This is a genomic window from Pseudomonas sp. NFACC24-1 (genome assembly GCF_900115235.1).
In the GTDB taxonomy this organism is placed as follows: domain Bacteria; phylum Pseudomonadota; class Gammaproteobacteria; order Pseudomonadales; family Pseudomonadaceae; genus Aquipseudomonas; species Aquipseudomonas fluorescens_AA.
This window is the reverse complement of record NZ_FOVS01000020.1, coordinates 85,045-106,764: the sequence shown is the minus strand read 5'-3', so window position 1 is coordinate 106,764 and position 21,720 is coordinate 85,045. Positions and strand designations below refer to the sequence as shown.

Genomic DNA, 21,720 nt, shown 5'->3' with positions numbered 1-21,720 from the left:
GAATGATATCTCGCTTAATGGTCGTTTGTTGGCAAGACTCGGGCCAGCTAAAACTAGAGGCCTGAGCGGACGGCGATTGTCCGTCCGCCAATCTTTTATCGCTCGTTTAGAGGAGTTACCCCATGGTTGCTGCATTGCTTGATCGTCTGGGCGTCAATCCGGCCTTGTATCAGGGCGGCACACAGCCGGTGCATTCGCCTATCGATGGCAGCCGCATCGGCGCCGTGAACTGGGAAGGCGCCGCTGAAGTCGAGCAGCAGGTCAGCCGTGCCGAGCACGCCTTCGACCTGTGGCGCCAGGTGCCGGCCCCGCGTCGCGGCGAGCTGGTGCGTCAATTCGGCGATCTGTTGCGTGAATACAAGGCCGACCTCGGCGAGCTGGTGTCGTGGGAAGCCGGCAAGATCACTCAGGAAGGCCTGGGTGAAGTGCAAGAGATGATCGACATCTGCGACTTCGCCGTCGGCCTGTCCCGCCAGTTGTACGGCCTGACCATCGCCTCCGAGCGTCCGGGCCACCACATGCGTGAATCCTGGCATCCGCTGGGTGTGGTCGGGGTGATCAGTGCCTTCAACTTCCCCGTCGCGGTCTGGGCTTGGAACACCACGCTGGCCCTGGTCTGTGGCAACTCGGTGATCTGGAAACCCTCGGAAAAGACCCCGCTCACCGCCCTGGCGTGCCAGGCGTTGTTCGAACGCGTGCTGAAGAACTTCAGCGACGCACCACCGTACCTGAGCCAGGTGATCATCGGCGGTCGCGATGCCGGTGAAGCCCTGGTGGATGATCCGCGCGTGGCCTTGATCAGCGCCACCGGCAGCACCCGCATGGGTCGTGAAGTGGCGCCGAAAGTCGCCGCGCGTTTCGCCCGCAGCATCCTCGAACTGGGCGGTAACAACGCCATGATCCTGGCGCCGAGCGCCGACCTGGACATGGCGGTGCGCGCCATCCTGTTCAGCGCCGTCGGCACCGCCGGCCAGCGTTGCACCACCCTGCGCCGGCTGATCGCCCACGAGTCGGTGAAGGAAGAAATCGTCACCCGCCTCAAGGCCGCCTACTCGAAAGTACGCATCGGTCATCCGCTGGAAGGCAACCTGGTCGGGCCACTGATCGACAAGCACAGCTTCGACGGCATGCAGGACGCGCTGGAGCAGGCCCTGAGCGAAGGCGGGCGCGTGTTTGGGGGCAAGCGCCAGCTCGAAGACCAGTTCCCGAATGCCTATTACGTCTCGCCGGCCATCGTCGAGATGCCCGAGCAGAGTGATGTGGTGCGCCACGAAACCTTCGCACCGATCCTGTACGTGGTCGGCTACAAAGACTTCGCCGAAGCCCTGCACCTGAACAATGCCGTGCCCCAGGGCCTGTCGTCCTGCATCTTCACCACCGACGTACGTGAAGCCGAGCAGTTCATGTCGGCCGTGGGCAGCGACTGCGGCATCGCCAACGTCAACATCGGCCCGAGCGGCGCGGAAATCGGCGGCGCATTCGGTGGCGAAAAAGAAACCGGCGGCGGTCGCGAATCCGGCTCCGATGCGTGGCGCGGCTACATGCGCCGCCAGACCAACACCGTGAACTACTCGCTGGAGTTGCCGTTGGCCCAGGGGATTACCTTCGACTGAGGCTTGAGCCAAGCGGTGATCCCATGTGGGAGCGGGCTTGCTCGCGAAGGCGGTGTATCAGTCGACATCGATGTTGTATGAACGTCCGCTTTCGCGAGCAAGCCCGCTCCCACAATTGAATGTGTGGTGGTTGGGTTTCTTTTTCGGAGTCTGGCAATGCCGTTACGCGAAGAGTGTCTGTGGGAAAAACTGACGCCGCAAAGGCCTGAAAACAGTGCCCTCACCGGCGAAATCACGGTCGATGTCTGTGTGATCGGCGCAGGGTTCACCGGGCTGTCGGCGGCGGTGCACTTGCTCGAACAAGGCAAGCGCGTGGCTGTGCTGGAAGCCCATCGGGCCGGGCATGGCGGATCGGGGCGTAATGTCGGCCTGGTGAATGCCGGGCTATGGATCCCGCCGGATGACATCGAGGCCGGATTCGGCGAGGCGGTGGGCAGCCAGCTCAACCGTATGCTGGGAGCCGCGCCGGCCCTGGTGTTCAGCCTCATCGATAAGTACAACATCGATTGCCAACTGCGCCGCGAAGGCACCTTGCACATGGCCCACAACGCCCGGGGCGAAGCCGACCTGCGCAGTCGCGAAGCGCAATGGAAGCGCCGTGGCGCCCCGGTGGAGTTGCTCACCGGCCAGGCCTGTGCCGAGGCGACAGGCACCTCGAAAATCGCCGCGGCATTGCTCGACCGCCGCGCCGGCACGCTCAATCCGATGGCCTACACCAGCGGGTTGGCCAAGGCCGCCACGGACCTTGGAGGCCAGTTGTTCGACCATTCGCCGGTGACGCGCCTGGAGCGTCAAGGCCAGCGCTGGTCGGTGCAGACCGCCCAGGGTTCGGTACTGGCCGAGCAGGTGGTGATTGCCTCCAATGCCTATACCGAGGGTGACTGGACCGAGCTGCGGCGCAATTTCTTCCCGGGTTATTACTATCAGGTCGCGTCCGTCCCGCTGGCCGACGAGGCCGCCCAACGCATTCTGCCGGGCGGGCAGGGCTCGTGGGATACCCGCCAGGTGCTGAGCAGCATCCGCCGGGACAAGGACGGTCGTTTGCTGCTGGGCAGCCTGGGCAACGGCAACCGCAAGCCGACCTGGTTCCTCAAGGCTTGGGCCGACCGGGTACAGCAACACTACTTTCCTTATCTCAAGCCGGTGGAGTGGGAGTGCACCTGGACTGGTTGCATCGCCTTCACCCCCGATCACTTGATGCGCCTGTTCGAACCCGCTCCCGGGCTGGTGGCCGTGACTGGCTACAACGGCCGGGGCGTGACCACCGGTACGGTGGTCGGCAAGGCGTTCGCCGATTATCTGTGTCACGGCAATGCCCAGGCCCTGCCGATTCCATTCGCCCCCATGCAGCCGCTGGTCGGGGTGGGATTGCGCAGTTGCCTGTATGAAGCGGGCTTTTCGCTGTATCACGCGGGCCAGTGCCTGCGGATCGTCATTTGAGTGTTGAAAATTGTTGCCGGAAGCCGCGTTTTCCGGCGTAGCGTCTAGCCTGTTATGGTGCGGGTTGTAGCAGTCGCGCACCGACAGTGTGCAGTTCGGTGACGTGGGTTGTTACACAGTGGTTGCACGCCGTTTCGCGCGATGGTTGCAATGATGGCTCATGGAGGGTTTTACCCGTTTGAATAAAAGGTTGCACCTTGTGCGGTTTAGACGGTTGCACGCCCCATGAAAAAGGGCCCGAAACAGTCGAAATAACAATAAAGCAGCGACTTTTTTCAGAATAAAAAACCGATGGCACGGCCCTTGCTCTGAGCTTTTCAGTGAAATGAAGTCGCAGTGCCAACTAAAAAAAACCTTGGAGCACCACCTCATGTCCCAGACGTTTTACAAGAAAGGTTTCCTGGCCCTCGCAGTGGCAGCTGCGCTGGGTGTTTCTGCGTTTGCTCAGGCCGACATCAAGATCGGCGTAGCGGGTCCCATGACAGGCGCCAACGCGGCATTTGGCGAACAGTACATGAAGGGTGCACAGGCCGCGGCAGACGAGATCAATGCCAAGGGCGGCGTGAACGGGGAAAAAATCCTGCTGGTCAAGGGCGACGACGCCTGCGAACCGAAACAGGCCGTTACGGTAGCCAAGGACCTGACCAACCAGAAAGTGGCGGGCGTAGTCGGTCACTTCTGCTCCTCGTCGACCATCCCGGCCTCCGAGATCTACGACGAAGCAGGCATCATTGCGATCACTCCGGGTTCTACCAACCCTGCCGTGACCGAACGCGGCTTGAGTGCCATGTTCCGTATGTGCGGTCGTGACGACCAGCAAGGCATCGTTGCCGGCGACTACATCGTCGACGTGCTCAAGGGTAAGAAAGTCGTCGTGCTGCACGACAAGGATACCTACGGCCAGGGCCTGGCGGATGCAACCAAAGCCCAGCTCGAGAAGCGTGGCGTGAAGCCGGTGCTGTACGAAGGCCTGACCCGTGGTGAAAAAGACTTCAGCACCATTGTCACCAAGATCCGCGGCGCTGGCGCCGATGTCGTCTACTTTGGTGGCCTGCACCCGGAAGCCGGTCCCTTGGTTCGTCAGTTGCGTGAGCAAGGCCTGAAAGACGTCAAGTTCATGTCCGACGACGGAATCGTGACCGACGAGCTGGTCACCACCGCTGGCGGCCCGCAATTTGTCGACGGCGTGCTGATGACCTTCGGCGCCGACCCGCGCCTGCTGCCAGACAGCAAGGCTGTAGTGGATGCGTTCCGCGCCAAGGGCACTGAGCCGGAAGGCTACACCCTGTATGCCTACGCTTCGGTCCAGACCCTCGCGGCGGCGTTCAATGGCGCCAAGAAGAATGATGGCGAAGCAGCGGCGAAATGGCTGAAGGCCAACTCGGTCCAGACCGTGATGGGCAAGAAAGAGTGGGACGCCAAGGGCGACCTGAAGGTCTCTGACTACGTGGTTTACCAGTGGGACAAGGACGGCAAATACCACCAGTTGGAAAAACAGAAGTAAACGCGATCGGCTAGATCCCCCGATTCCATGTGGGAGCGAGCTTGCTCGCGATGGCGGACTGACAGGCGACATCTTTGTTGAATGTCTGTGCGCTATCGCTGCCAGGCCAGCTTCCACAAGGGATGTAGTGTTCTGACTGACATTGCTCCGACGTAAATCTGTATTTTCCTTAGAAGAACCGCACACTCAAGGGTGTGCAGGTTCTCACTGCGTGAGATTGCGTTATGGATGGTATTTTCCTGCAGCAACTGGTCAACGGCCTGACCCTCGGGTCGGTCTATGGCCTGATCGCCATCGGCTACACAATGGTCTATGGCATCATCGGCATGATCAACTTCGCCCATGGCGAGGTTTACATGATCTCCGCGTACCTCGCGGCGATCAGTCTGGCTCTGCTGGCATACTTCGGTATTGAATCCTTCCCTCTGCTGATGCTGGGTACCCTGGTCTTCACCATCATTGTCACGGCGGTGTATGGCTGGGTCATCGAGCGTGTCGCCTATAAACCTCTGCGTAACTCCACCCGACTGGCACCGCTGATCAGCGCCATCGGTATTTCGCTGATCCTGCAAAACTATGCACAGATCGCCCAGGGCGCGAAGCAACAAGGGGTTCCAACCTTGCTGACGGGAGCCTGGCGTGTCGAAGTCGGCACCGGGTTCGTGCAACTGACTTACACCAAGGTCTTCATCCTCGTCGCTGCGTTTGCCGGGATGGCCTTGCTGACCTACGTCATCAAGTACACCAAGCTCGGCCGCATGTGCCGCGCGACCCAGCAAGACCGCAAGATGGCCTCTATCCTGGGGATCAACACCGACCGTGTGATTTCCTACGTATTCATCATTGGTGCAGCGATGGCGGCCCTGGCCGGCGTGCTGATCACCATGAACTACGGCACGTTCGACTTCTATGCCGGCTTCATCATCGGCATCAAGGCGTTCACCGCCGCGGTACTCGGCGGGATCGGCTCACTGCCTGGCGCGATGCTCGGCGGGATCATTCTCGGGATCTCCGAGTCGCTGTTCTCCGGCCTGGTCAATTCGGACTACAAGGACGTCTTCAGCTTCTCGCTGCTCGTTCTCGTTCTGGTCTTTCGGCCTCAAGGTCTGCTCGGCCGTCCTCTTGTGTCGAAGGTGTAAGCGATGTCATCAACCACTAAAAAAACCATTGATCTCAAGAGAAGCCTGGTTGACGCGATTCTTGCCGGCCTTGTCGCCTTGATTGTGTTCGGCCCGATTGTTGGCGTGGTCCTGGACGGCTACGGCTTCAACCTGCAACCGACCCGTGTGGCATGGATTGTCGCCATCGTCATGGCTGGCCGCTTTGCCTTGGGCCTGTTCCTGCAAACGCCCAAGGGCGTGAAAATCCTCGAGGGTTTCGAAAGCACCGGCTCCGGGGTGCACGTGCTGCCGCCTGACTACAAGACCCGGCTGCGCTGGATCATCCCGCTGGTGATCGTCATTGCCGTGGTGTTCCCGTTTTTCTCCAACTCGTACCTGCTGGGCGTGGTCATCCTAGGGCTGATCTACGTGCTGCTGGGCCTGGGCTTGAACATTGTCGTCGGCCTGGCCGGCCTGCTCGACCTGGGTTACGTAGCGTTCTATGCCATCGGTGCCTATGGGCTGGCGCTCGGTTATCAATACCTGGGGCTGGGGTTCTGGACGGTACTGCCACTGGCGGCGATCACGGCGGGGTTGGCCGGCTGCATCCTCGGCTTCCCGGTGCTGCGCCTGCACGGTGACTACCTGGCGATCGTGACCCTGGGCTTTGGTGAAATCATCCGGCTGGTCCTCAATAACTGGCTATCCCTGACCGGCGGCCCGAATGGCATGGCGGCGCCGTTGCCCACTTTCTTCGGTCTGGAGTTGGGTAAAAGGGCGAAGGATGGCGGCGTACCTTTCCATGAGTTTTTCGGCATCGCCTACAACCCGGACGTGAAGTACTACTTCATCTACGCGGTGTTGTTCCTCGTCGTGCTGGCCGTGCTGTACATCAAGCATCGCCTGACCCGCATGCCGGTCGGTCGCGCCTGGGAAGCCTTGCGCGAAGATGAAATCGCCTGCCGCTCGATGGGCCTGAACCACGTATTGGTCAAGCTCTCGGCGTTCACCATCGGGGCCTCGACGGCCGGCCTGGCCGGTGTGTTCTTCGCCACTTACCAAGGCTTCGTCAATCCGACATCGTTCACCTTCTTCGAATCGGCCCTGATCCTCGCCATCGTGGTGCTGGGCGGCATGGGCTCGACCATCGGCGTGGTGATCGCGGCCTTCGTGCTGACCGTGGCGCCGGAATTGCTGCGCGGTTTTGCGGAATACCGGGTGCTGCTGTTCGGCATACTGATGGTGTTGATGATGATCTGGCGCCCCCGCGGCCTGATTCGCATCAGCCGTACCGGTGTGACGCCGCGTAAAGGAGTAGCGCCATGAGCGAAGTCGTACTCTCAGTCGAAAACCTGATGATGCAATTCGGTGGGATCAAGGCCCTCAGCGACGTCAGCCTACAGGTCAAGCGCAATTCGATCTTCGCCCTGATCGGCCCCAACGGTGCGGGCAAGACCACGGTGTTCAACTGCCTGACCGGGTTCTACAAGGCCACGGGCGGCAAGATCGAACTCAACGTGCGCGGCGAGCGGACCAACGTCATCAAGCTGCTGGGTGAGGCGTTTCGCCCGACTGACTTTGTGTCACCGGCATCCTTCGCCAGCCGGATGTACTACAAGATGTTCGGCGGCACTCACCTGGTGAACCGTGCCGGCCTGGCGCGGACTTTCCAGAACATCCGCCTGTTCAAGGAGATGTCGGTACTGGAAAACCTGCTGGTGGCCCAGCATATGTGGGTCAACCGCAGCCTGCTGGCGGGCATCCTCAACACCAAGGGTTACCGCAAGGCCGAAAGCGATGCGCTGGACCATGCCTTCTATTGGCTGGAGGTGGTGGACCTGGTGGACTGCGCCAACCGCCTCGCTGGGGAGCTTTCCTACGGTCAGCAACGGCGCCTGGAAATCGCCCGGGCCATGTGCACGCGCCCGCAGATCATCTGCCTCGACGAACCGGCCGCCGGCCTCAACCCTCAGGAAACCGAAGCGCTGAGCGCGATGATCCGGCTGCTGCGCGACGAGCATGATCTGACCGTGGTGCTGATCGAACACGACATGGGCATGGTAATGAGCATTTCCGATCACATCGTGGTGCTGGACCACGGCAACGTGATCGCCGAGGGCGGTCCCGAGGCGATTCGCAACGATCCGAAGGTGATCGCGGCCTACCTGGGTGCCGACGAAGAGGAACTGGTATGAGTGGGCCTATCCTCGAGCTCAAGGAGTTGGACGTGTTCTACGGGCCGATCCAGGCCCTGAAAAAAGTCTCGATGCACATTGGCGAAGGTGAAACCGTGAGCCTGATCGGCTCCAACGGTGCCGGCAAGTCCACGCTGCTGATGTCTATCTTCGGCCAGCCACGTGCGGCGGGCGGGCAGATCATCTACCAGGGTGTGGACATTACCCAGAAGTCGTCGCACTACATCGCGTCCCACGGCATCGCGCAGTCGCCGGAAGGGCGGCGGGTATTCCCGGACATGACTGTCGAGGAAAACCTGCTGATGGGCACCATTCCCATCGGTGACAAGTACGCCAGTGAAGACATGCAGCGCATGTTCGAGCTGTTCCCAAGGCTCAAGGAGCGGCGTAACCAGCGGGCCATGACCATGTCCGGCGGCGAGCAGCAAATGCTCGCCATCGCTCGGGCGTTGATGAGCCGGCCGAAGTTGTTGCTGCTCGATGAGCCGAGCCTGGGGCTGGCGCCGATCGTGGTGAAACAGATCTTCGCCACCTTGCGTGAACTGGCGTCTACCGGGATGACCATCTTCCTGGTGGAACAGAACGCCAACCACGCCCTCAGGCTGTCGGACCGGGCCTATGTGATGGTCAACGGTGAAATCCGCCTGACCGGCACCGGCAAGGAACTGCTCGCCAACGAGGAAGTGCGCAACGCGTACCTGGGCGGGCATTGAGGCGGCTGTTGTAATGAAAAAACCGGCGAGAGATCGCCGGTTTTTTTTATCTCTCGAATGCACCACTCATTCCCTGTGGGAGCGGGCTTGCTCGCGAATGCGGTGTGCCAATCAACACGATGCCGGCTGATCCACCGCATTCGCGAGCAAGTCCGCTCCCACAAGGGACTTTGATCGCTTGGAGAATTGTGGACAACAATCCTGAGCCCCTGCGAAACCGCGACATAAAGTCGCCGCAAACAGTTGTTTTGTCACGGTTTTGACTTGTCCCCGTTTGCTGTGGAGCTGGCTGTGGGTAACGTGGGAGTAGCTGGCTGAAAGCCTTTGAATCCGTGGCTTGCAGGGCTGTGATCGTTTTTTGATCAGGCGTTTTTGGTCAGGCGGGAGCGGCTGTTGTCAACACTTTTATGAGCGCTGGAATGGGCTCGAAAGGCGGTGGGCAATCCTGTGGATAAGTCTGTGACTAAACTCTGGAAAGACCGCGCTGAGGGCCGTCGTTACTGGCTTGGAGCCATCGCCTATTTTGCGCTGGCTTATAGCAGATAACTTGCGCTGCACAACCTCTCTTGCAGGGTCAAGCGAAAAAATTTTCCAAATACCTCGAAAAGCCTTATGCACCGCGGCTTGCGGGATTTGCACTTGCCCCCGATTACTGTGGACGTGCCTGTGGATAAGGTGCGAGCAACCGGCTGCGGGCCTTGTTGGGAAAGGCTTGGCGTGGATTGGTTGTTTTATGAGCAGTCGTGGGTCAAAAGCTCATGCGCAAGCCTTGCTCCTGGCGTGCCAGGCCGGGCATGCTGTGGGCCGATTTCCATTCAATGGCTTTTGAGTTCAAACAAGGAGAACACGATGTCTGACACCCTGTTTATCACCGGCGCGACGTCCGGTTTTGGTGAAGCCTGTGCCCGTCGGTTTGCCGAGGCCGGTTGGAAACTGGTGCTGACCGGTCGTCGTGAAGAGCGCCTCAATGCCCTGTGTGCCGAGTTGTCGAAGCAGACGGAAGTCCATGGCCTGGTCCTGGATGTGCGTGATCGCAAGGCCATGGAAGAGGCCATCGCCAACCTGCCGCCATCCTTCGCCAAGCTGCGCGGGCTGATCAACAATGCCGGCCTGGCCTTGGGCGTCGACCCGGCCCCCAAGTGCGACCTCGATGATTGGGACACCATGGTCGACACCAATGTCAAAGGGCTGATCTACAGCACGCGCCTGCTGTTGCCGCGCCTGATCGCCCACGGCCGTGGAGCCGGGATCGTCAACCTGGGTTCCATCGCCGGCAACTACCCGTATCCGGGCAGCCACGTGTATGGCGCGAGCAAGGCGTTCGTCAAACAGTTCTCCCTGAACCTGCGTTGCGACCTGCAAGGCACGGGCGTGCGGGTGAGCAACATCGAGCCGGGCCTGTGCGAGAGCGAGTTCTCCCTGGTGCGCTTCGGTGGTGACCAGGAGCGCTACAACGCGACGTATGCCGGCGCCGAGCCGATCCAGCCACAAGACATCGCCGATACGATTTTCTGGGTGCTCAACACACCGGCGCACATCAACATCAACAGCCTGGAGCTGATGCCGGTGAGCCAGACCTGGGCCGGGTTTGCCATCGAGCGCAACAAGGCGTAGCGGGAGAGACTGTGGTGAGGGGATTTATCCCCGTTGGGGAGCGTAGCTCCCCTAAGACCTGAGCCCATGATCTATCTTTTTAGGGCTGCTGCGCAGCCCAGCGGGGATAAATCCCCTCGCCACAGAGGCGTTACACCAAGTAATCGGCCAGCCCGCGATAGCAGGTCAGCAGGTGATACGGCGTGGTGGACGGCATGTCCCGACGGCTGACGATGCCATTGGCGTCCAGGCATTCGTTCCAGCCCCTGGCATGCAGGAAATGCTGCTGCAGCGCCTGTAATTGACGCAGTAACACCCCCTGGTTGCCAGGGCGTAATGTCAGTGCCCGCAGGTACTCGGCCTGAGCCCAGATGCGTTGGGTGGCATCGCGCGGGCTTGCTTGTGGTTCCTGGTCCAGCATCGCGCACACGGCGCCGGATTCCGGATCGACGCCGCGTTGCTCGGTATGGTCGAAGCTGCGCTCCAGGGCGGTGTGCAGCTTGCCGTTGCGTAACAACGGCGATGAGGCCAGCAAGTAATACCACTCGAACTGATGCCCCGGCTCGAACCAGTTATCCACAGCCTTGAGCGGCTTTTCCATCATGACCCGTTGCTGCGGCTCGATGAAATGCTTGGACATCCCGTCGCACAAACTCAGCAATGCTTGACGGACATTGGCGTCTTCGCGGACCGAAAGCGTGGCGAGGAAAGCTTCGGCCAGGTGCATCAAGGGGTTTTGCAACGGGCCGGATCCGGTCGTTGACCAATCGCGCTTGAGGCTGGCTTCGTAAAGCCCGTCTGCGCTGGCAAAGCGTTGGGCGATGACTTCCAGGCTGGCGTTGAGCACCGACTCCACCAGCGGTTCGCGGACCTTGTCCCAGTAATGGGCGCAGGCGAACAGGATAAAGGCGTGGGTGTAGAGGTCTTTGCCGGTGTCCAGCGGCGCGCCATGGGGGTCGATGCTGTAGAACCAGCCGCCGTGTTCGGCATCGTGGAAATGCCGTTGCAGCGAGCGGAACAGGGCACTGGCTCGCTCCTCGGCCTGGGGGACTTCGCCAATCAGGCTGGCGAACAGATACAACTGCCGCGCACAGGCCATGGCGCGGTAGCGCTGGGGTGGCAGCGGCGCATGTCCGGCATCCAGGGATTCATAGGGCAGCGCCAGTTCGGCATTCCAACCCGGGCCTTGCCACATCGGCACGATCACGTCGTGAAAATGCTGACGCACTGTTGCGAACAGGGCGATCAATTCAGGCTGGGGAGCGGGGCGGGAAACATCAGGCATCGGCGGAAGTCGTCACGGCTGGGGGCGATTGCGCGACATGGTAGCAGAGTGGCAGGCCGTGGGAGATGGGGTGCCTGTCAGGCTGCCTTCGCGAGCAAGCCCGCTCCCACATTAGGTGCGGTGTACACCGATCAAATGTGGGAGCGGGCTTGCTCGCGAAGGGGGCTTTGAAGGCGCTAGAAAGTCAACCCGCCAACAACCAAACCCCAGCCCCCGCTGAAGCCGCCCCGGCCAACCTGACCAATGGCGCCGCCGCTTGCGGCAACACCCGCACCAGCGCAAAACCTGCGCCATGCAGCACCGCCGTGGCCGCGACGAAGCCTGCCGCATAGGCCCATGGGCTCGACATGTCCGGCAGTTCCAAGCCATGGGCCACGCCATGGAACAGCGCAAACAGGGCGGTTGCACCGACCGCCAGGCTCAACGGCGGACGCGCCGCCAGTGCCACCGCCAGGCCCAGAGCGAGCACCGAGGCGGCGATGCCGCTTTCCAGCGCCGGCAGCTCCAGACCTTCAAAGCCCAGCAGGCCGCCAAGCAGCATCGTACCGACGAAGGTGCATGGCAGCGCCCAGCGCGCGGCGCCTTGTTGTTGCGCGGCCCACAAACCGACTGCCAGCATCGCCAGCAAATGATCGAGCCCGCCGATGGGATGGCCGAGGCCGGCGATCAGGCCATTGTCGCCGTGGCCGGGGTGAGCGAAGGCCAGGGCCGGGGTCAACAGCAGGGCGAGTGCGCCGAGAATGCGTTTGAACGTCATGGATAAGCTTCCTTGTTGTCAGTCGAAAAATCAGGCAGCGCTCAGCAGACCCTGGCGCTCGATGAAGGCGATGATGTCGTCCAGGCCTTGGCCGGTCTTCTGGTTGCTGAACACGAAAGGCTTGCCGTTGCGCATCCGCCGGGTGTCGCTGTCCATCATCTCCAGGGACGCGCCCACCAGGGGGGCCAGGTCGATTTTGTTGATGACCAGCAGGTCGGATTTGCAAATGCCCGGCCCACCCTTGCGCGGCAGCTTGTCGCCGGCCGAGACGTCGATCACATAGATCGTCAGGTCCGACAGCTCCGGGCTGAAGGTCGCCGACAGGTTGTCGCCGCCCGATTCCACCAGGATCAGGTCCAGGCCCGGGAAGCGCCGGTTCAACTGGTCCACCGCTTCGAGGTTGATCGACGCATCTTCGCGAATCGCCGTGTGCGGGCAGCCGCCGGTTTCCACGCCGATGATCCGCTCCGGCGCCAGGGCCTCGTTGCGCACCAGGAAGTCGGCGTCTTCGCGGGTGTAGATGTCATTGGTGACCACCGCCAGGTTGTAGCGTTCACGTAGAGCCAGGCACAGGGCCAGGGTCAGGGCGGTCTTGCCGGAGCCCACCGGGCCGCCGATACCGACGCGCAGAGGTTGTGTATTCATGTGTGTCTCCTAGGAACGGAACAGACGGCTGTACTGGCGCTCATGGGCCATGCATGCCAGGGACAGGCCAAACGCGGCGCTGCCGTAATGATCGGGGTCGATGTTCGAGGCGTCGTGCTGGGCCTGTTGCAACAGCGGCAGCAGTTCGCTGGTCAGGCGCTGGGCCGCTTGCTGGCCCAGGGGCAGGGTTTTCATCAGCACCGCCAGTTGGTTTTCCAGCCAACTCCACAGCCAGGCGGCGAGGGCGTCCTGGGGGGCGATCTGCCAGGCGCGGGCGGCCAGGGCCCAGCCCAGCGCCAGGTGCGGCTCGCTGCGCTGTTCGAGAAAGCCTCGCGCGGCGTGGTCGAGTTCCGGCAGGCCTGCGAGCAATTGCTGCAACGAGTAGCCCATCTGCCGGCTCTCCTGATACAGCTCGCGGGTTTCCCGGCTGGCGCGGTGCTCTTCACAACGTCGCAGCAGCGCCTCCCAATCGTCAGCGGCGGCTGCGGTGCAGTGCGCCAGCAGCAAGGGTGCTTCGAAGCGTGCCAGGTTCAGCAGCAATTGATCGCTGATCCAGCGCCGGGCGTCGTCGGGGTTTTTCACCTGGCCATTGTCCACCGCCATCTCCAGCCCCTGGGAATAGCTGTAGCCGCCAATCGGCAGCTGTGGGCTGGCCAGACGCAGCAGCGCCCAGGCCGGGTTCATGTGCGCACGCCAAACTGATGCAGGCGCGGCGCGTAGTTGAAGTCTTCGTCGCCGTGCCGGGAATGATGATGGCCGCCGCCATAGGCACCGTGTTCTGGCTGGAACGGGGCTTCGATGGATTCGACGCTGGCGCCCAGTTGCTCGAGCATCGCCTTGAGCACGTAGTCGTCCAGCAGGCGCAGCCAGCCATCGCCCACTTGCAGGGCCACGTGGCGATTGCCCAGATGATAGGCGGCACGGGTCAGTTCGAAGGCGTTGGCGCAGGTGACGTGCAGCAATTGTTCGGCGCGGGCGCAGACGCGCACGATGCGCCCGTCTTCGGCCTGCAGGCATTCGCCGTCGTACAGCGGTGGCTGGCCTCGTTCCAGGAACAACCCCACGTCTTCACCTTCGGCACTGAAACAGCGCAGGCGGCTTTTACTGCGGGCGTCGAAGGTCAGGTGCAGCTCGGCGTCCCAGTGCGGTTGAGTGTCGATTCTGCGGTGAATCACCAGCATCGGAGTGCTTCCAGCAATGAACGGTGCTGTGTTTAGAGCAAGGGGCTTGCCAATCGAAGAAGGTGTAGGAAATAGCTGGGATGGCGTTTCAGGATGGGGCGGATTGCGTGCCATATTGGTGCACTGCGGGGTGTTGTGCACCATTTCGCGGCTGGCGCAAAGAATCTGTGGGAGCGGGCTTGCTCCCACAAAGGAGGCGTGCCGACAGCTATTCGGTACTGCCCAACCCTTGCCAATGCTTGAGGCCAATGAAGATGAACCGCAGTTGCTGGGTAATCTTCGCCTGGGGCGTGAGGTGTTCGGGGAGGGCTTGGGCCGGAGGGTCGATGATGTCCGGCAGGGTGGCGAACACGCTCTTGACGATGAGGTCGGCCATCACGCCCAGGGCGGCCAGGTCCAGGTGCTGCAGCTTGGGCATCAAGGCCAGGTCGGCGGCCAGGTCCGAGCTGATGCCTTCGCGCAATTGGGCGATGGCCTGGCGCACGGGCAGGGAGCCGCCGTATTGCTCGCGGGCCAGGAACAGGAATTGGGATCGATTGGCTTGCACCACATCGAGAAAGATCCGCACCGACGCATCGATAATGCCGCCCATGACGAACTCGTTGTGGCGTACCAGGCGGATGGTCTCGCGGAAGGTTTGGCCGACTTCGCTGACCAATGCCAGGCCCAGTTGGTCCATGTCCTCGAAGTGCCGGTAGAACCCGGTGGGCACGATGCCTGCCGTCCGGGCGACTTCCCGCAGGCTCAGGCTGCCGAAGCCCCGGCCGCACTCCATCAAATGACGGGCTGCGTCCATCAGGGCAATTCGGGTCTGTTGTTTCTGTTCGGCGCGGGGCAGCATCGCAAGGCTGACTTCTGATTCACGGGAGCGACGCACTCTAGCAAATCGGCTTTGCCGACGTCGAACGGTAGAGAGGGGGCGGGCGGGAAAAACGAGGGGTTTGAAAAGTCAAAAGCCCGATTGCAGGAATCGGGCTTTTTTCTGGGCCACCATGGGCTCAGCTCACTGCGCTGTTGCGTTCGATCACGCGATCACCACCGCCTTCGGCCACGGTATCGCCCATTTTAGTGCGAGAAGAACCGTCTTCGGCGAGGGTCTGGCCTGGGGTGCGGTCGGAACCGTCGGCTGCCAAGGTCTGGCCTGGGGTGCGGTCGGAGCCGTCAGCTGCCAAGGTTTGGCCTGGGGTGCGGTCGGAGCCGTCAGCTGCCAAGGTTTGGCCTGGGGTGCGGTCGGAGCCGTCGGCTGCCAAGGTCTGGCCTGGGGTGCGGTCGGAGCCGTCGGCTGCCAAGGTTTGGCCTGGGGTGCGGTCGGAGCCATCAGCTGCAACGGTATCGCTTTGCTTGGTGCGGTCATAACCGTCTTCAACCAGACCTTTTTGTTCCAGACGATCACGGCCACCTTCGGCCACAGTCTGGCTGTAGACAGAATGGCTGTCCTTGACCTGTGGCGTGGCTTGTTCGGAGGCTGGCAGCGCGAAGGCGGTAGAGGCCAGCAGTGAAAGGGACAGGCTCATCAGTAATTGGCGTTTCATGATCGTTGCTCCTTGGGAGGGCGATAAAGTGGGTACGAGGGCAATGCTACTCTCGATAAGTCGATATAAAAGTTCATAAACGCAATGGTAATAATCAACAGAATTGATTGTTCGGGGCGAAGGCTCTAGAACGGGCGTTTCCGAGGTGTTGTTTTGCACCGCAGTGGGTATTTTGTACCCATCACTGCCTCGCAAATGGGCGGCCGCGGTAACGGTTTTTTGGCTGTTCGGTCAGGATCCCGGGATTTTTTGTGCCGTTCATCGGCACCTGTTGGCGGTTCTACCAGTCCAACGCTTCATGGCGAACCGTCTACAGGTTCGTGTTTCCCAAGGCGTCGCGGTAGCGGACGCTGACTTGTCATCAGGAGTTTTGTGCATGACGCGCACCTCGAAAATCCTCGCCTGGAGCTTTGCCAGCCTTATTGTCCTGCTGGCGGTGCTGGTTCTGGTCCTCGCTTTCTTCGACTGGAACCGCATCAAGCCCCCACTCAATGCCAAGGTTTCCGAGGAGTTGCATCGGCCTTTCGCCATCAACGGCAACCTGGCGGTGGTCTGGCAGCGCGAACCGGAGGAAGGTGGCTGGCGCGCCTGGTTGCCGTGGCCCCATGTGGTGGCCGAAGACTTGAGCCTGGGTAACCCGGACTGGTCGAAAACCCCGCAAATGGTCACGCTCAAGCGTGTCGAGCTACGCGTTTCGCCCTTGGCCTTGCTGGCCCGGCGAGTGGCGATTCCGCGCATCGACCTGACGGAGCCTAACGCCAACCTGCAACGCCTGGCGGACGGTCGCGCCAACTGGACCTTCCAGTTCGACCCTAAGGACCCGGACGCCGAGCCGTCCAGCTGGGTGGTGGACATTGGCGCCATCGGCTTCGACAAGGGCCATGTCACCCTCGACGATCAGACACTCAAGACCCGCCTGGACCTGTTGATCGATCCGTTGGGCAAACCCATTCCGTTCAGTGAGATTGTGGGCGACAAGGCCGCCAAAAAAGCCCAGGACCAAGGCGCGACGCCGCAGGACTACGCGTTTGCCTTCAAGGTCAACGGGCAGTATCACGGGCAAAACCTGACGGGCTCCGGCAAGGTCGGTGGCTTGCTGGCCTTGCAGGATGCGTCACAACCCTTTCCGCTCCAGGCCCAGGCGAAGATCGGCGACACTCGCGTCGAACTGGCTGGCACCCTCACCGACCCGCTGAACCTCGGGGCGCTGGATTTGCGCCTGAAACTGGCTGGCAAAAGCCTCGCTCATCTTTACCCGCTGACCGGCGTGACCTTGCCGGATTCGCCACCTTACGCCACCGATGGCCGCTTGATTGCCAAGCTTCATGAGCCGGGTGGGGCGCTGTTCCGCTACGAGGCGTTCAACGGCAAGATCGGCGACAGCGATATCCATGGCGACCTGGCCTATGTCGCCAGCCAACCGCGGCCGAAACTCAGTGGTGCGCTGGTCTCCAATCAACTGCTGTTCAGCGACCTGGCACCGCTGATCGGTGCGGACTCCAATGCCGAGCAAAAGGCCCGGGGCGGCGCCAGCAAACAGCCAGCCGACAAGGTCTTGCCCGTGGAAGAGTTTCGCACCGAGCGCTGGAGCGTGATGGACGCCGATGTGGAGTTCACCGGCAAGCGCATCGTTCACAGCGAGCAGTTGCCGTTCAGCGATCTTTATACCCACCTGGTGCTCAATGATGGGCAGTTGAGCCTGGAACCCTTGCGCTTCGGCGTGGCCGGTGGCCGCCTCGATGCGCAGATCCGCCTCAACGGGCACACCCAGCCCCTTGAAGGCCAGGCGAAGCTGACGGCGCGGGGGTTCAAGCTCAAGCAACTGTTCCCCGGTTTTGAACCGATGAAAACCAGTTTCGGCGAATTGAACGGCGATGCTGACATCGCGGGGCGCGGCAATTCTGTGGCGGCACTGCTGGGCACGGCCAATGGCACGCTGAAAATGCTCATCAACGATGGCGCCATCAGTCGGGAATTGATGGAACTGGCAGGACTGAACGTCGGCAACTACGTGGTGGGAAAAATCTTTGGCGACAAAGAAGTGAAGATCAACTGCGCGGCGGCGGACTTCGACATCAAGACGGGCCTGGCGACCACGCGCCTGTTCGTGTTCGACACGGAGAACGCGATCATCTACATCGATGGCACGGCGAACATGGCGAGCGAACAACTGGACCTGACCGTCACCCCCGAGTCCAAGGGCTGGCGTCTGATTTCCCTGCGCTCGCCGTTGTACGTGCGCGGCCCGTTCGCCAAGCCCGCCGCTGGCGTCAAGGCCGTGCCCCTGATGCTGCGCGGTGCCGGGATGGTGGCGTTGGGCGTGATCGCCGCGCCGGCGGCCGGGTTGCTGGCGCTGGTGGCGCCCAGTGGTGGTGAGCCGAACCAGTGCGCGCCGCTGCTGGAGCAGATGAAGGCGGGCAAGGCGCCGGTGACGGTCAAGCCTACCCGGTAGCCCGGTTGTGCGGTGAGGTGGCTGGCCTCATCGCGAGCAAGCTCGCTCCCACAGGGGACCGCATTCCGTCTGAAAGAATGCGGTCAAAATGTGGGAGCGAGCGTGCTCGCGATTGGGGCCCCGAAGGCTATTACAGATCGGCCAGGATGTCGGCCATATCATCGGCGTGTTCTTCTTCCTGAGCCAGGATGTCTTCGAAGATGCGCCGGGTGGTCGGGTCTTTTTCGCCGATGTACTGGATGATTTCCCGGTAGCTGTCGATGGCGATCCGTTCGGCCACCAGGTCCTCGTACACCATTTCCTTGAGGGTGTTGCCCGCGACGTACTGTGCGTGGGAATTGTGGGTCAACAGGTCGGGGTTGAACTCCGGCTCGCCCCCCAACTGCACGATGCGCTCGGCGAGTTTGTCGGCGTGTTCGGCTTCCTGGTTCGCGTGTTCGAGGAACTCACTGGCCGCCACGCTGGCCTTGAGGCCGGTGGCCATGAAGTAGTGACGCTTGTAGCGCAGCACGCAGACCAGTTCGGTGGCCAGCGCTTCGTTGAGCAGGCGGATGACTTCCTGCCGATCGGCGCCGTAGCCCTCGGTCACCGCGCCGTTCTGCACGTTCTGCCGTGCACGTTCGCGCAGGGTGGTTACATCGGATAAGTGCATGTCGCTCATCTCGTTCTCCTGGAGGCTGATCCGGTTGGAGCGTCACGCTCTGCTGGCGCGATCACTTCTTAGGTGGAGTGAGGAACGAGGCAAAAAGTTTAATGAAATGTGTCAGTGCAACTCCCATGGGGAGGCGCAGCCTTCGGCAGCTCCTACGCCTGCGACATCGCAAGCACCGACGGAAATCCGGACAGCCGCGCTTCCTCTCCCAGCCACTGGAAAAATGCCCGCACCGGCGGATGGCGTTCACGGCCCGGGACGCACAGGGCGCTGTAGCTGGCGCCGTTGACCTGGACGTCCGGGCGATAGCCCACCAGCAACCCGCTGGCGATGCTTTCCGACGCCAGGATATTACTCGCCAACACCAGGCCCTGCCCGGCGATTGCCGCTTGCAAGGCGTAATGCTCCTCGTCGTACTCGCGCATGCACGGCTGTCGGGTGAGCCAGGTTTCCCCAGCCTGGGCGCACCAGGCATCCCAGCCATGGGCGTAGAGTTTGGAGTTGTACCAGCGCACGCTGATCAGCGTCGGCGGCTGCCGGGCTGCCAGGGCCACTTGTTCAGGTGAGCCGTAGACCCCGAAGCTTTCATCGAACAGGCACATGCCGTACAGGTTCGGGTAAGCCTCCAGGCTGTAGCGCACCACCAGGTCGACGCTGGCGTCCTGGTGCAGGTCGATCACTTCGCAATGGGTGTCCAGGCGCACATTGATGTTCGGGTGGCGCGCATAAAAGCGTCCCAGGCGAGGCACCAGCCACAGGGCGGCAAACGCGGCGGTGGTGGACAGGGTCAGGTGGGTGTTGCTGCGTTGCGGGCGCAGGGTGTCGACGCTTTGCGCCACCTCCAGCAAGGCCCCGTGCAGGCTGTGGAACAAGCGTTGCCCACCTTCGGTGAGGCGTACCTGGCGTGGCAGGCGGTCGAACAGTATCAGCCCCAGCCAGCTCTCCAGCGCTCGAATCTGGTGGGAGACCGCCGTCGGCGTCACCGACAACTCCGCCGCGGCCGCCTTGAAACTGAGCAGCCGCGCGGCGGACTCGAAGGCGCGCAATGCGTTGAGCGGCAGGTTGGCGAACATTTGAATTCTCCTGGAGTGCAATGGATGAAATTAATTCATCCAGATGAACTAGCGCTCATTTGTCTGAAGACAGCTCTGAGCTTCAAGCTGCAAGGCACAAGCAATGTTAATTGTAGCCGCATGAAAGGAGATTCAGATGAGCAAGATTCTTGTAGTGCATGGTAGTCCTCGGGGCGAGCGTTCTCATTCCCGGCGCCTGGCCGAGACCTTTGTCTCGGCGTGGCAGGCCGCCCATCCACAACCCCACGTGACCCGTCGTGAAGTCGGACGCACGGTGATTGCGCCGGTCAACGAAGCCTTTATCGCCGCGGCGTTCTACCCCGAGCCCCAGGCTCGACCGTTGATCATGCAAGCGGACCTGGCCCTGAGCGATGCCTTGGTCGAGGAGCTGCAAGCCCATGACCGACTGGTGATCTCTGCGCCCATGCACAACTTCAGCGTGCCCAGCGGCGTGAAGGCCTGGATCGACCAGATCGTGCGCATCGGGTTGACGTTCAACCACAGCCTGGACAACGGCGTGTCGCACTACGAGCCGCTGGTGTTGGGCAAGAAAGCGCTGATCGTGACCAGCCGCGGCGATTTCGGTTTTGGCCCCGGCGGCCCGTTGGAGAGCATGAACCACGCCGACACGCTGTTGCGCACCGTGCTGGGGTTTATCGGCATCACCGATGTGACGGTGGTGGCGGCCGAAGGCGAGGAGTCGGCCGAGCGCAGTTTTGCGTTGTCTTGTGCCGAGGCCGAGGAGCGTCTGCTCGCGCTGGCGCGGACCTTTTGAAGCGGCCCAGCGGGTGCAAGCGCCCTCGCCATGGACGCCTGCACGTACTTGAAGTGACACGGGTGTCATAGACGGGTCATCATCGGTACCGATGCTGATCACCTCTTGATCACAAGGATGTCGCCATGTCGCAACGTTGCGCCACTCGTTACCCGCTGGTACTGGTCCCGGGCATGTTCGGGTTCATACGCCTGGTGCTGTATCCGTATTGGTATGGGATCGTCTCGGCGTTGCGTCGCGGTGGGGCCGTGGCGGTGGCGGTGAAGGTGTCGCCGTTGCATTCGTCCGAGGTACGTGGCGAGCAGTTGCTGGCATTGATCGATGACATCCTGCGGCAAACCGGTGCGCAGAAGGTCAACCTGATCGGCCACAGCCAGGGCAGCCTCACCGCCCGTTATGCCGCCGCCAAACGCCCGGACCTGGTGGCGTCGGTCACGTCGGTGGCCGGCCCCAACCATGGCTCCGAACTGGCCGATTACTTGCAGGCCCACTACCCGGCCGACAGTGCCAAGGGGCGTGTGCTCAGTGCCGTGCTGTGCCTGATCAACGCCCTGATGAGCCTGCTGGACACCGGCTATCGCGGGCCGAAACTGCCAGTGGACATCCATGCTTCCCACGCCTCCCTGACCACCGCCGGGGTGGCGCTGTTCAATCAAGGTTATTCACAGGGCCTGCCGGTTACCTGGGGTGGCCACGGGCCGGAAGAGGTCAATGGTGTGCGCTATTACTCGTGGTCCGGCACCTTGCAGCCGGGCAAGACCGATAAAGGGCGCAATCTGTTCGACGGCACCAACCGCACTTGCCGTTTGTTTGCCCGCACCTTTGTCAGGGAAGCGGGGCAGTGTGACGGTTTGGTCGGCCGCTACAGCTCACACCTGGGCACGGTCATCGGCGATGACTATCCGCTGGACCACTTCGACATCGTCAACCAGTCGCTGGGGCTGGTGGGCAAGGGGGCCGAGCCGGTCCGGTTGTTTGTCGAGCATGCGCAGCGGTTGAAGGCCGCCGGGGTGTAGGGTTTCGGATCGAGTTGTCCGCCATCGCGAGCAAGCTCGCTCCCACAGGGATTTGCAGCGCTCGGCCCATTGTGGGAGCGAGCTTGCTCGCGATGGCGATAGACCCGGCACAGGAGATCCAACGGATGAAGGTGTAACAGGCGTTGTCTACACTGCACCTCATCGCCGTACCCTCATGCGGCAGCCAGGAGAAA

20 protein-coding genes are annotated in these 21,720 nt (G+C 61.8%); 11 read left to right on the top strand and 9 right to left on the bottom strand.

Annotated features, from left to right (window positions below; translation table 11 throughout):
* The first annotated feature begins 122 nt into the window (after positions 1 to 122).
* The 8 genes from BM317_RS19050 to BM317_RS19010 all read left to right on the top strand — a co-directional run bounded on the left by BM317_RS19050 (position 123) and on the right by BM317_RS19010 (position 10,179).
* Positions 123 to 1,613 (top strand): L-piperidine-6-carboxylate dehydrogenase, encoded by a 1,491-nt coding sequence (locus BM317_RS19050; RefSeq protein WP_072412016.1) that lies wholly within the window; start codon positions 123 to 125, stop codon positions 1,611 to 1,613.
* A gap of 156 nt (positions 1,614 to 1,769) precedes the next feature.
* Entirely contained in the window at positions 1,770 to 3,053 is a 1,284-nt protein-coding gene (locus BM317_RS19045) for an L-pipecolate oxidase (RefSeq protein ID WP_092175872.1), read from the top strand.
* Between the two features lie 370 nt (positions 3,054 to 3,423).
* A complete protein-coding gene (locus BM317_RS19040; protein WP_092175876.1) occupies positions 3,424 to 4,557 on the top strand; it encodes a branched-chain amino acid ABC transporter substrate-binding protein in 1,134 nt (377 codons plus the stop codon).
* Positions 4,558 to 4,781: 224 nt separating this feature from the next.
* The gene (locus tag BM317_RS19035; protein WP_092175879.1) at positions 4,782 to 5,696 is read left to right on the top strand and encodes an ABC transporter permease subunit; all 915 of its coding nucleotides are present in this window, start codon (positions 4,782 to 4,784) and stop codon (positions 5,694 to 5,696) included.
* A gap of 3 nt (positions 5,697 to 5,699) precedes the next feature.
* Entirely contained in the window at positions 5,700 to 6,983 is a 1,284-nt protein-coding gene (gene livM / locus BM317_RS19030) for a high-affinity branched-chain amino acid ABC transporter permease LivM (protein ID WP_092175883.1), read from the top strand.
* Positions 6,980 to 7,852, top strand: coding sequence for an ABC transporter ATP-binding protein (locus tag BM317_RS19025; RefSeq protein WP_025211573.1), 873 nt, complete (start codon positions 6,980 to 6,982; stop codon positions 7,850 to 7,852). Before livM ends, BM317_RS19025 begins: the two co-directional genes overlap by 4 nt.
* Positions 7,849 to 8,565 (top strand): ABC transporter ATP-binding protein, encoded by a 717-nt coding sequence (locus BM317_RS19020; protein WP_092175888.1) that lies wholly within the window; start codon positions 7,849 to 7,851, stop codon positions 8,563 to 8,565. The genes BM317_RS19025 and BM317_RS19020 overlap by 4 nt, the downstream gene beginning before the upstream one ends.
* Before the next feature lie 849 nt (positions 8,566 to 9,414).
* On the top strand, positions 9,415 to 10,179 hold the full coding sequence (locus tag BM317_RS19010; protein ID WP_072412002.1) for an SDR family oxidoreductase: 765 nt from the start codon (positions 9,415 to 9,417) through the stop codon (positions 10,177 to 10,179).
* A 130-nt stretch (positions 10,180 to 10,309) separates the two neighbouring features.
* Here BM317_RS19010 and BM317_RS19005 read toward each other — a convergent pair whose 3' ends face one another.
* The 7 genes from BM317_RS19005 to BM317_RS18975 all read right to left on the bottom strand — a co-directional run bounded on the left by BM317_RS19005 (position 10,310) and on the right by BM317_RS18975 (position 15,558).
* A complete protein-coding gene (locus BM317_RS19005) occupies positions 10,310 to 11,443 on the bottom strand; it encodes an AGE family epimerase/isomerase (protein WP_092475681.1) in 1,134 nt (377 codons plus the stop codon).
* Between the two features lie 184 nt (positions 11,444 to 11,627).
* Positions 11,628 to 12,200 carry a HupE/UreJ family protein gene (locus tag BM317_RS19000; protein ID WP_092475679.1) on the bottom strand — a complete coding sequence of 191 codons (573 nt, stop codon included), beginning with the start codon at positions 12,198 to 12,200 and terminating at the stop codon, positions 11,628 to 11,630.
* Positions 12,201 to 12,230: 30 nt separating this feature from the next.
* Positions 12,231 to 12,845 carry an urease accessory protein UreG gene (gene ureG, locus BM317_RS18995; RefSeq protein ID WP_060739393.1) on the bottom strand — a complete coding sequence of 205 codons (615 nt, stop codon included), beginning with the start codon at positions 12,843 to 12,845 and terminating at the stop codon, positions 12,231 to 12,233.
* A 9-nt stretch (positions 12,846 to 12,854) separates the two neighbouring features.
* Positions 12,855 to 13,529: an urease accessory protein UreF gene (locus BM317_RS18990; RefSeq protein ID WP_092175900.1), complete on the bottom strand. Its 675-nt coding sequence runs from the start codon at positions 13,527 to 13,529 to the stop codon at positions 12,855 to 12,857.
* Positions 13,526 to 14,026, bottom strand: coding sequence for an urease accessory protein UreE (ureE, locus tag BM317_RS18985; protein ID WP_072411994.1), 501 nt, complete (start codon positions 14,024 to 14,026; stop codon positions 13,526 to 13,528). Before ureE ends, BM317_RS18990 begins: the two co-directional genes overlap by 4 nt.
* Before the next feature lie 208 nt (positions 14,027 to 14,234).
* The gene (locus BM317_RS18980) at positions 14,235 to 14,867 is read right to left on the bottom strand and encodes a TetR family transcriptional regulator (protein WP_060739390.1); all 633 of its coding nucleotides are present in this window, start codon (positions 14,865 to 14,867) and stop codon (positions 14,235 to 14,237) included.
* A 157-nt stretch (positions 14,868 to 15,024) separates the two neighbouring features.
* Entirely contained in the window at positions 15,025 to 15,558 is a 534-nt protein-coding gene (locus BM317_RS18975) for a hypothetical protein (protein WP_092475676.1), read from the bottom strand.
* A gap of 376 nt (positions 15,559 to 15,934) precedes the next feature.
* Here BM317_RS18975 and BM317_RS18970 point away from each other — a divergent pair, with 376 nt between their 5' ends.
* Positions 15,935 to 18,010, top strand: a complete 2,076-nt coding sequence (locus tag BM317_RS18970) for an AsmA family protein (RefSeq protein WP_092171449.1) — start codon at positions 15,935 to 15,937, stop codon at positions 18,008 to 18,010.
* A gap of 130 nt (positions 18,011 to 18,140) precedes the next feature.
* On the opposite strand, the gene BM317_RS18965 is transcribed toward BM317_RS18970, so the two are convergent.
* Together BM317_RS18965 and BM317_RS18960 are read right to left on the bottom strand one after the other, a co-directional pair.
* Positions 18,141 to 18,671, bottom strand: coding sequence for a ferritin-like domain-containing protein (locus BM317_RS18965; protein WP_092475674.1), 531 nt, complete (start codon positions 18,669 to 18,671; stop codon positions 18,141 to 18,143).
* 143 nt (positions 18,672 to 18,814) lie between these two features.
* Positions 18,815 to 19,735 (bottom strand): LysR substrate-binding domain-containing protein, encoded by a 921-nt coding sequence (locus BM317_RS18960; protein ID WP_092475671.1) that lies wholly within the window; start codon positions 19,733 to 19,735, stop codon positions 18,815 to 18,817.
* Between the two features lie 136 nt (positions 19,736 to 19,871).
* Here BM317_RS18960 and BM317_RS18955 point away from each other — a divergent pair, with 136 nt between their 5' ends.
* Complete coding sequence (locus BM317_RS18955; protein ID WP_092475667.1) at positions 19,872 to 20,510, top strand: FMN-dependent NADH-azoreductase; 639 nt, start codon at positions 19,872 to 19,874, stop codon at positions 20,508 to 20,510.
* Positions 20,511 to 20,635: 125 nt separating this feature from the next.
* The gene (locus BM317_RS18950) at positions 20,636 to 21,526 is read left to right on the top strand and encodes an esterase/lipase family protein (RefSeq protein WP_092475664.1); all 891 of its coding nucleotides are present in this window, start codon (positions 20,636 to 20,638) and stop codon (positions 21,524 to 21,526) included.
* Positions 21,527 to 21,720: the final 194 nt, after the last annotated feature.

Bases quoted from the DNA above. Each gene is read 5' to 3' on its own strand.
- BM317_RS19050 (WP_072412016.1), top strand. From the start codon at position 123: ATGGTTGCTGCATTGCTTGATCGTCTGGGCGTCAATCCGGCCTTGTAT.
- BM317_RS19045 (WP_092175872.1), top strand. From the start codon at position 1,770: ATGCCGTTACGCGAAGAGTGTCTGTGGGAAAAACTGACGCCGCAAAGG.
- BM317_RS19040 (WP_092175876.1), top strand. From the start codon at position 3,424: ATGTCCCAGACGTTTTACAAGAAAGGTTTCCTGGCCCTCGCAGTGGCA.
- BM317_RS19035 (WP_092175879.1), top strand. From the start codon at position 4,782: ATGGATGGTATTTTCCTGCAGCAACTGGTCAACGGCCTGACCCTCGGG.
- livM (WP_092175883.1), top strand. From the start codon at position 5,700: ATGTCATCAACCACTAAAAAAACCATTGATCTCAAGAGAAGCCTGGTT.
- BM317_RS19025 (WP_025211573.1), top strand. From the start codon at position 6,980: ATGAGCGAAGTCGTACTCTCAGTCGAAAACCTGATGATGCAATTCGGT.
- BM317_RS19020 (WP_092175888.1), top strand. From the start codon at position 7,849: ATGAGTGGGCCTATCCTCGAGCTCAAGGAGTTGGACGTGTTCTACGGG.
- BM317_RS19010 (WP_072412002.1), top strand. From the start codon at position 9,415: ATGTCTGACACCCTGTTTATCACCGGCGCGACGTCCGGTTTTGGTGAA.
- BM317_RS19005 (WP_092475681.1), bottom strand. From the start codon at position 11,443: ATGCCTGATGTTTCCCGCCCCGCTCCCCAGCCTGAATTGATCGCCCTG.
- BM317_RS19000 (WP_092475679.1), bottom strand. From the start codon at position 12,200: ATGACGTTCAAACGCATTCTCGGCGCACTCGCCCTGCTGTTGACCCCG.
- ureG (WP_060739393.1), bottom strand. From the start codon at position 12,845: ATGAATACACAACCTCTGCGCGTCGGTATCGGCGGCCCGGTGGGCTCC.
- BM317_RS18990 (WP_092175900.1), bottom strand. From the start codon at position 13,529: ATGAACCCGGCCTGGGCGCTGCTGCGTCTGGCCAGCCCACAGCTGCCG.
- ureE (WP_072411994.1), bottom strand. From the start codon at position 14,026: ATGCTGGTGATTCACCGCAGAATCGACACTCAACCGCACTGGGACGCC.
- BM317_RS18980 (WP_060739390.1), bottom strand. From the start codon at position 14,867: ATGCTGCCCCGCGCCGAACAGAAACAACAGACCCGAATTGCCCTGATG.
- BM317_RS18975 (WP_092475676.1), bottom strand. From the start codon at position 15,558: ATGAAACGCCAATTACTGATGAGCCTGTCCCTTTCACTGCTGGCCTCT.
- BM317_RS18970 (WP_092171449.1), top strand. From the start codon at position 15,935: ATGACGCGCACCTCGAAAATCCTCGCCTGGAGCTTTGCCAGCCTTATT.
- BM317_RS18965 (WP_092475674.1), bottom strand. From the start codon at position 18,671: ATGAGCGACATGCACTTATCCGATGTAACCACCCTGCGCGAACGTGCA.
- BM317_RS18960 (WP_092475671.1), bottom strand. From the start codon at position 19,735: ATGTTCGCCAACCTGCCGCTCAACGCATTGCGCGCCTTCGAGTCCGCC.
- BM317_RS18955 (WP_092475667.1), top strand. From the start codon at position 19,872: ATGAGCAAGATTCTTGTAGTGCATGGTAGTCCTCGGGGCGAGCGTTCT.
- BM317_RS18950 (WP_092475664.1), top strand. From the start codon at position 20,636: ATGTCGCAACGTTGCGCCACTCGTTACCCGCTGGTACTGGTCCCGGGC.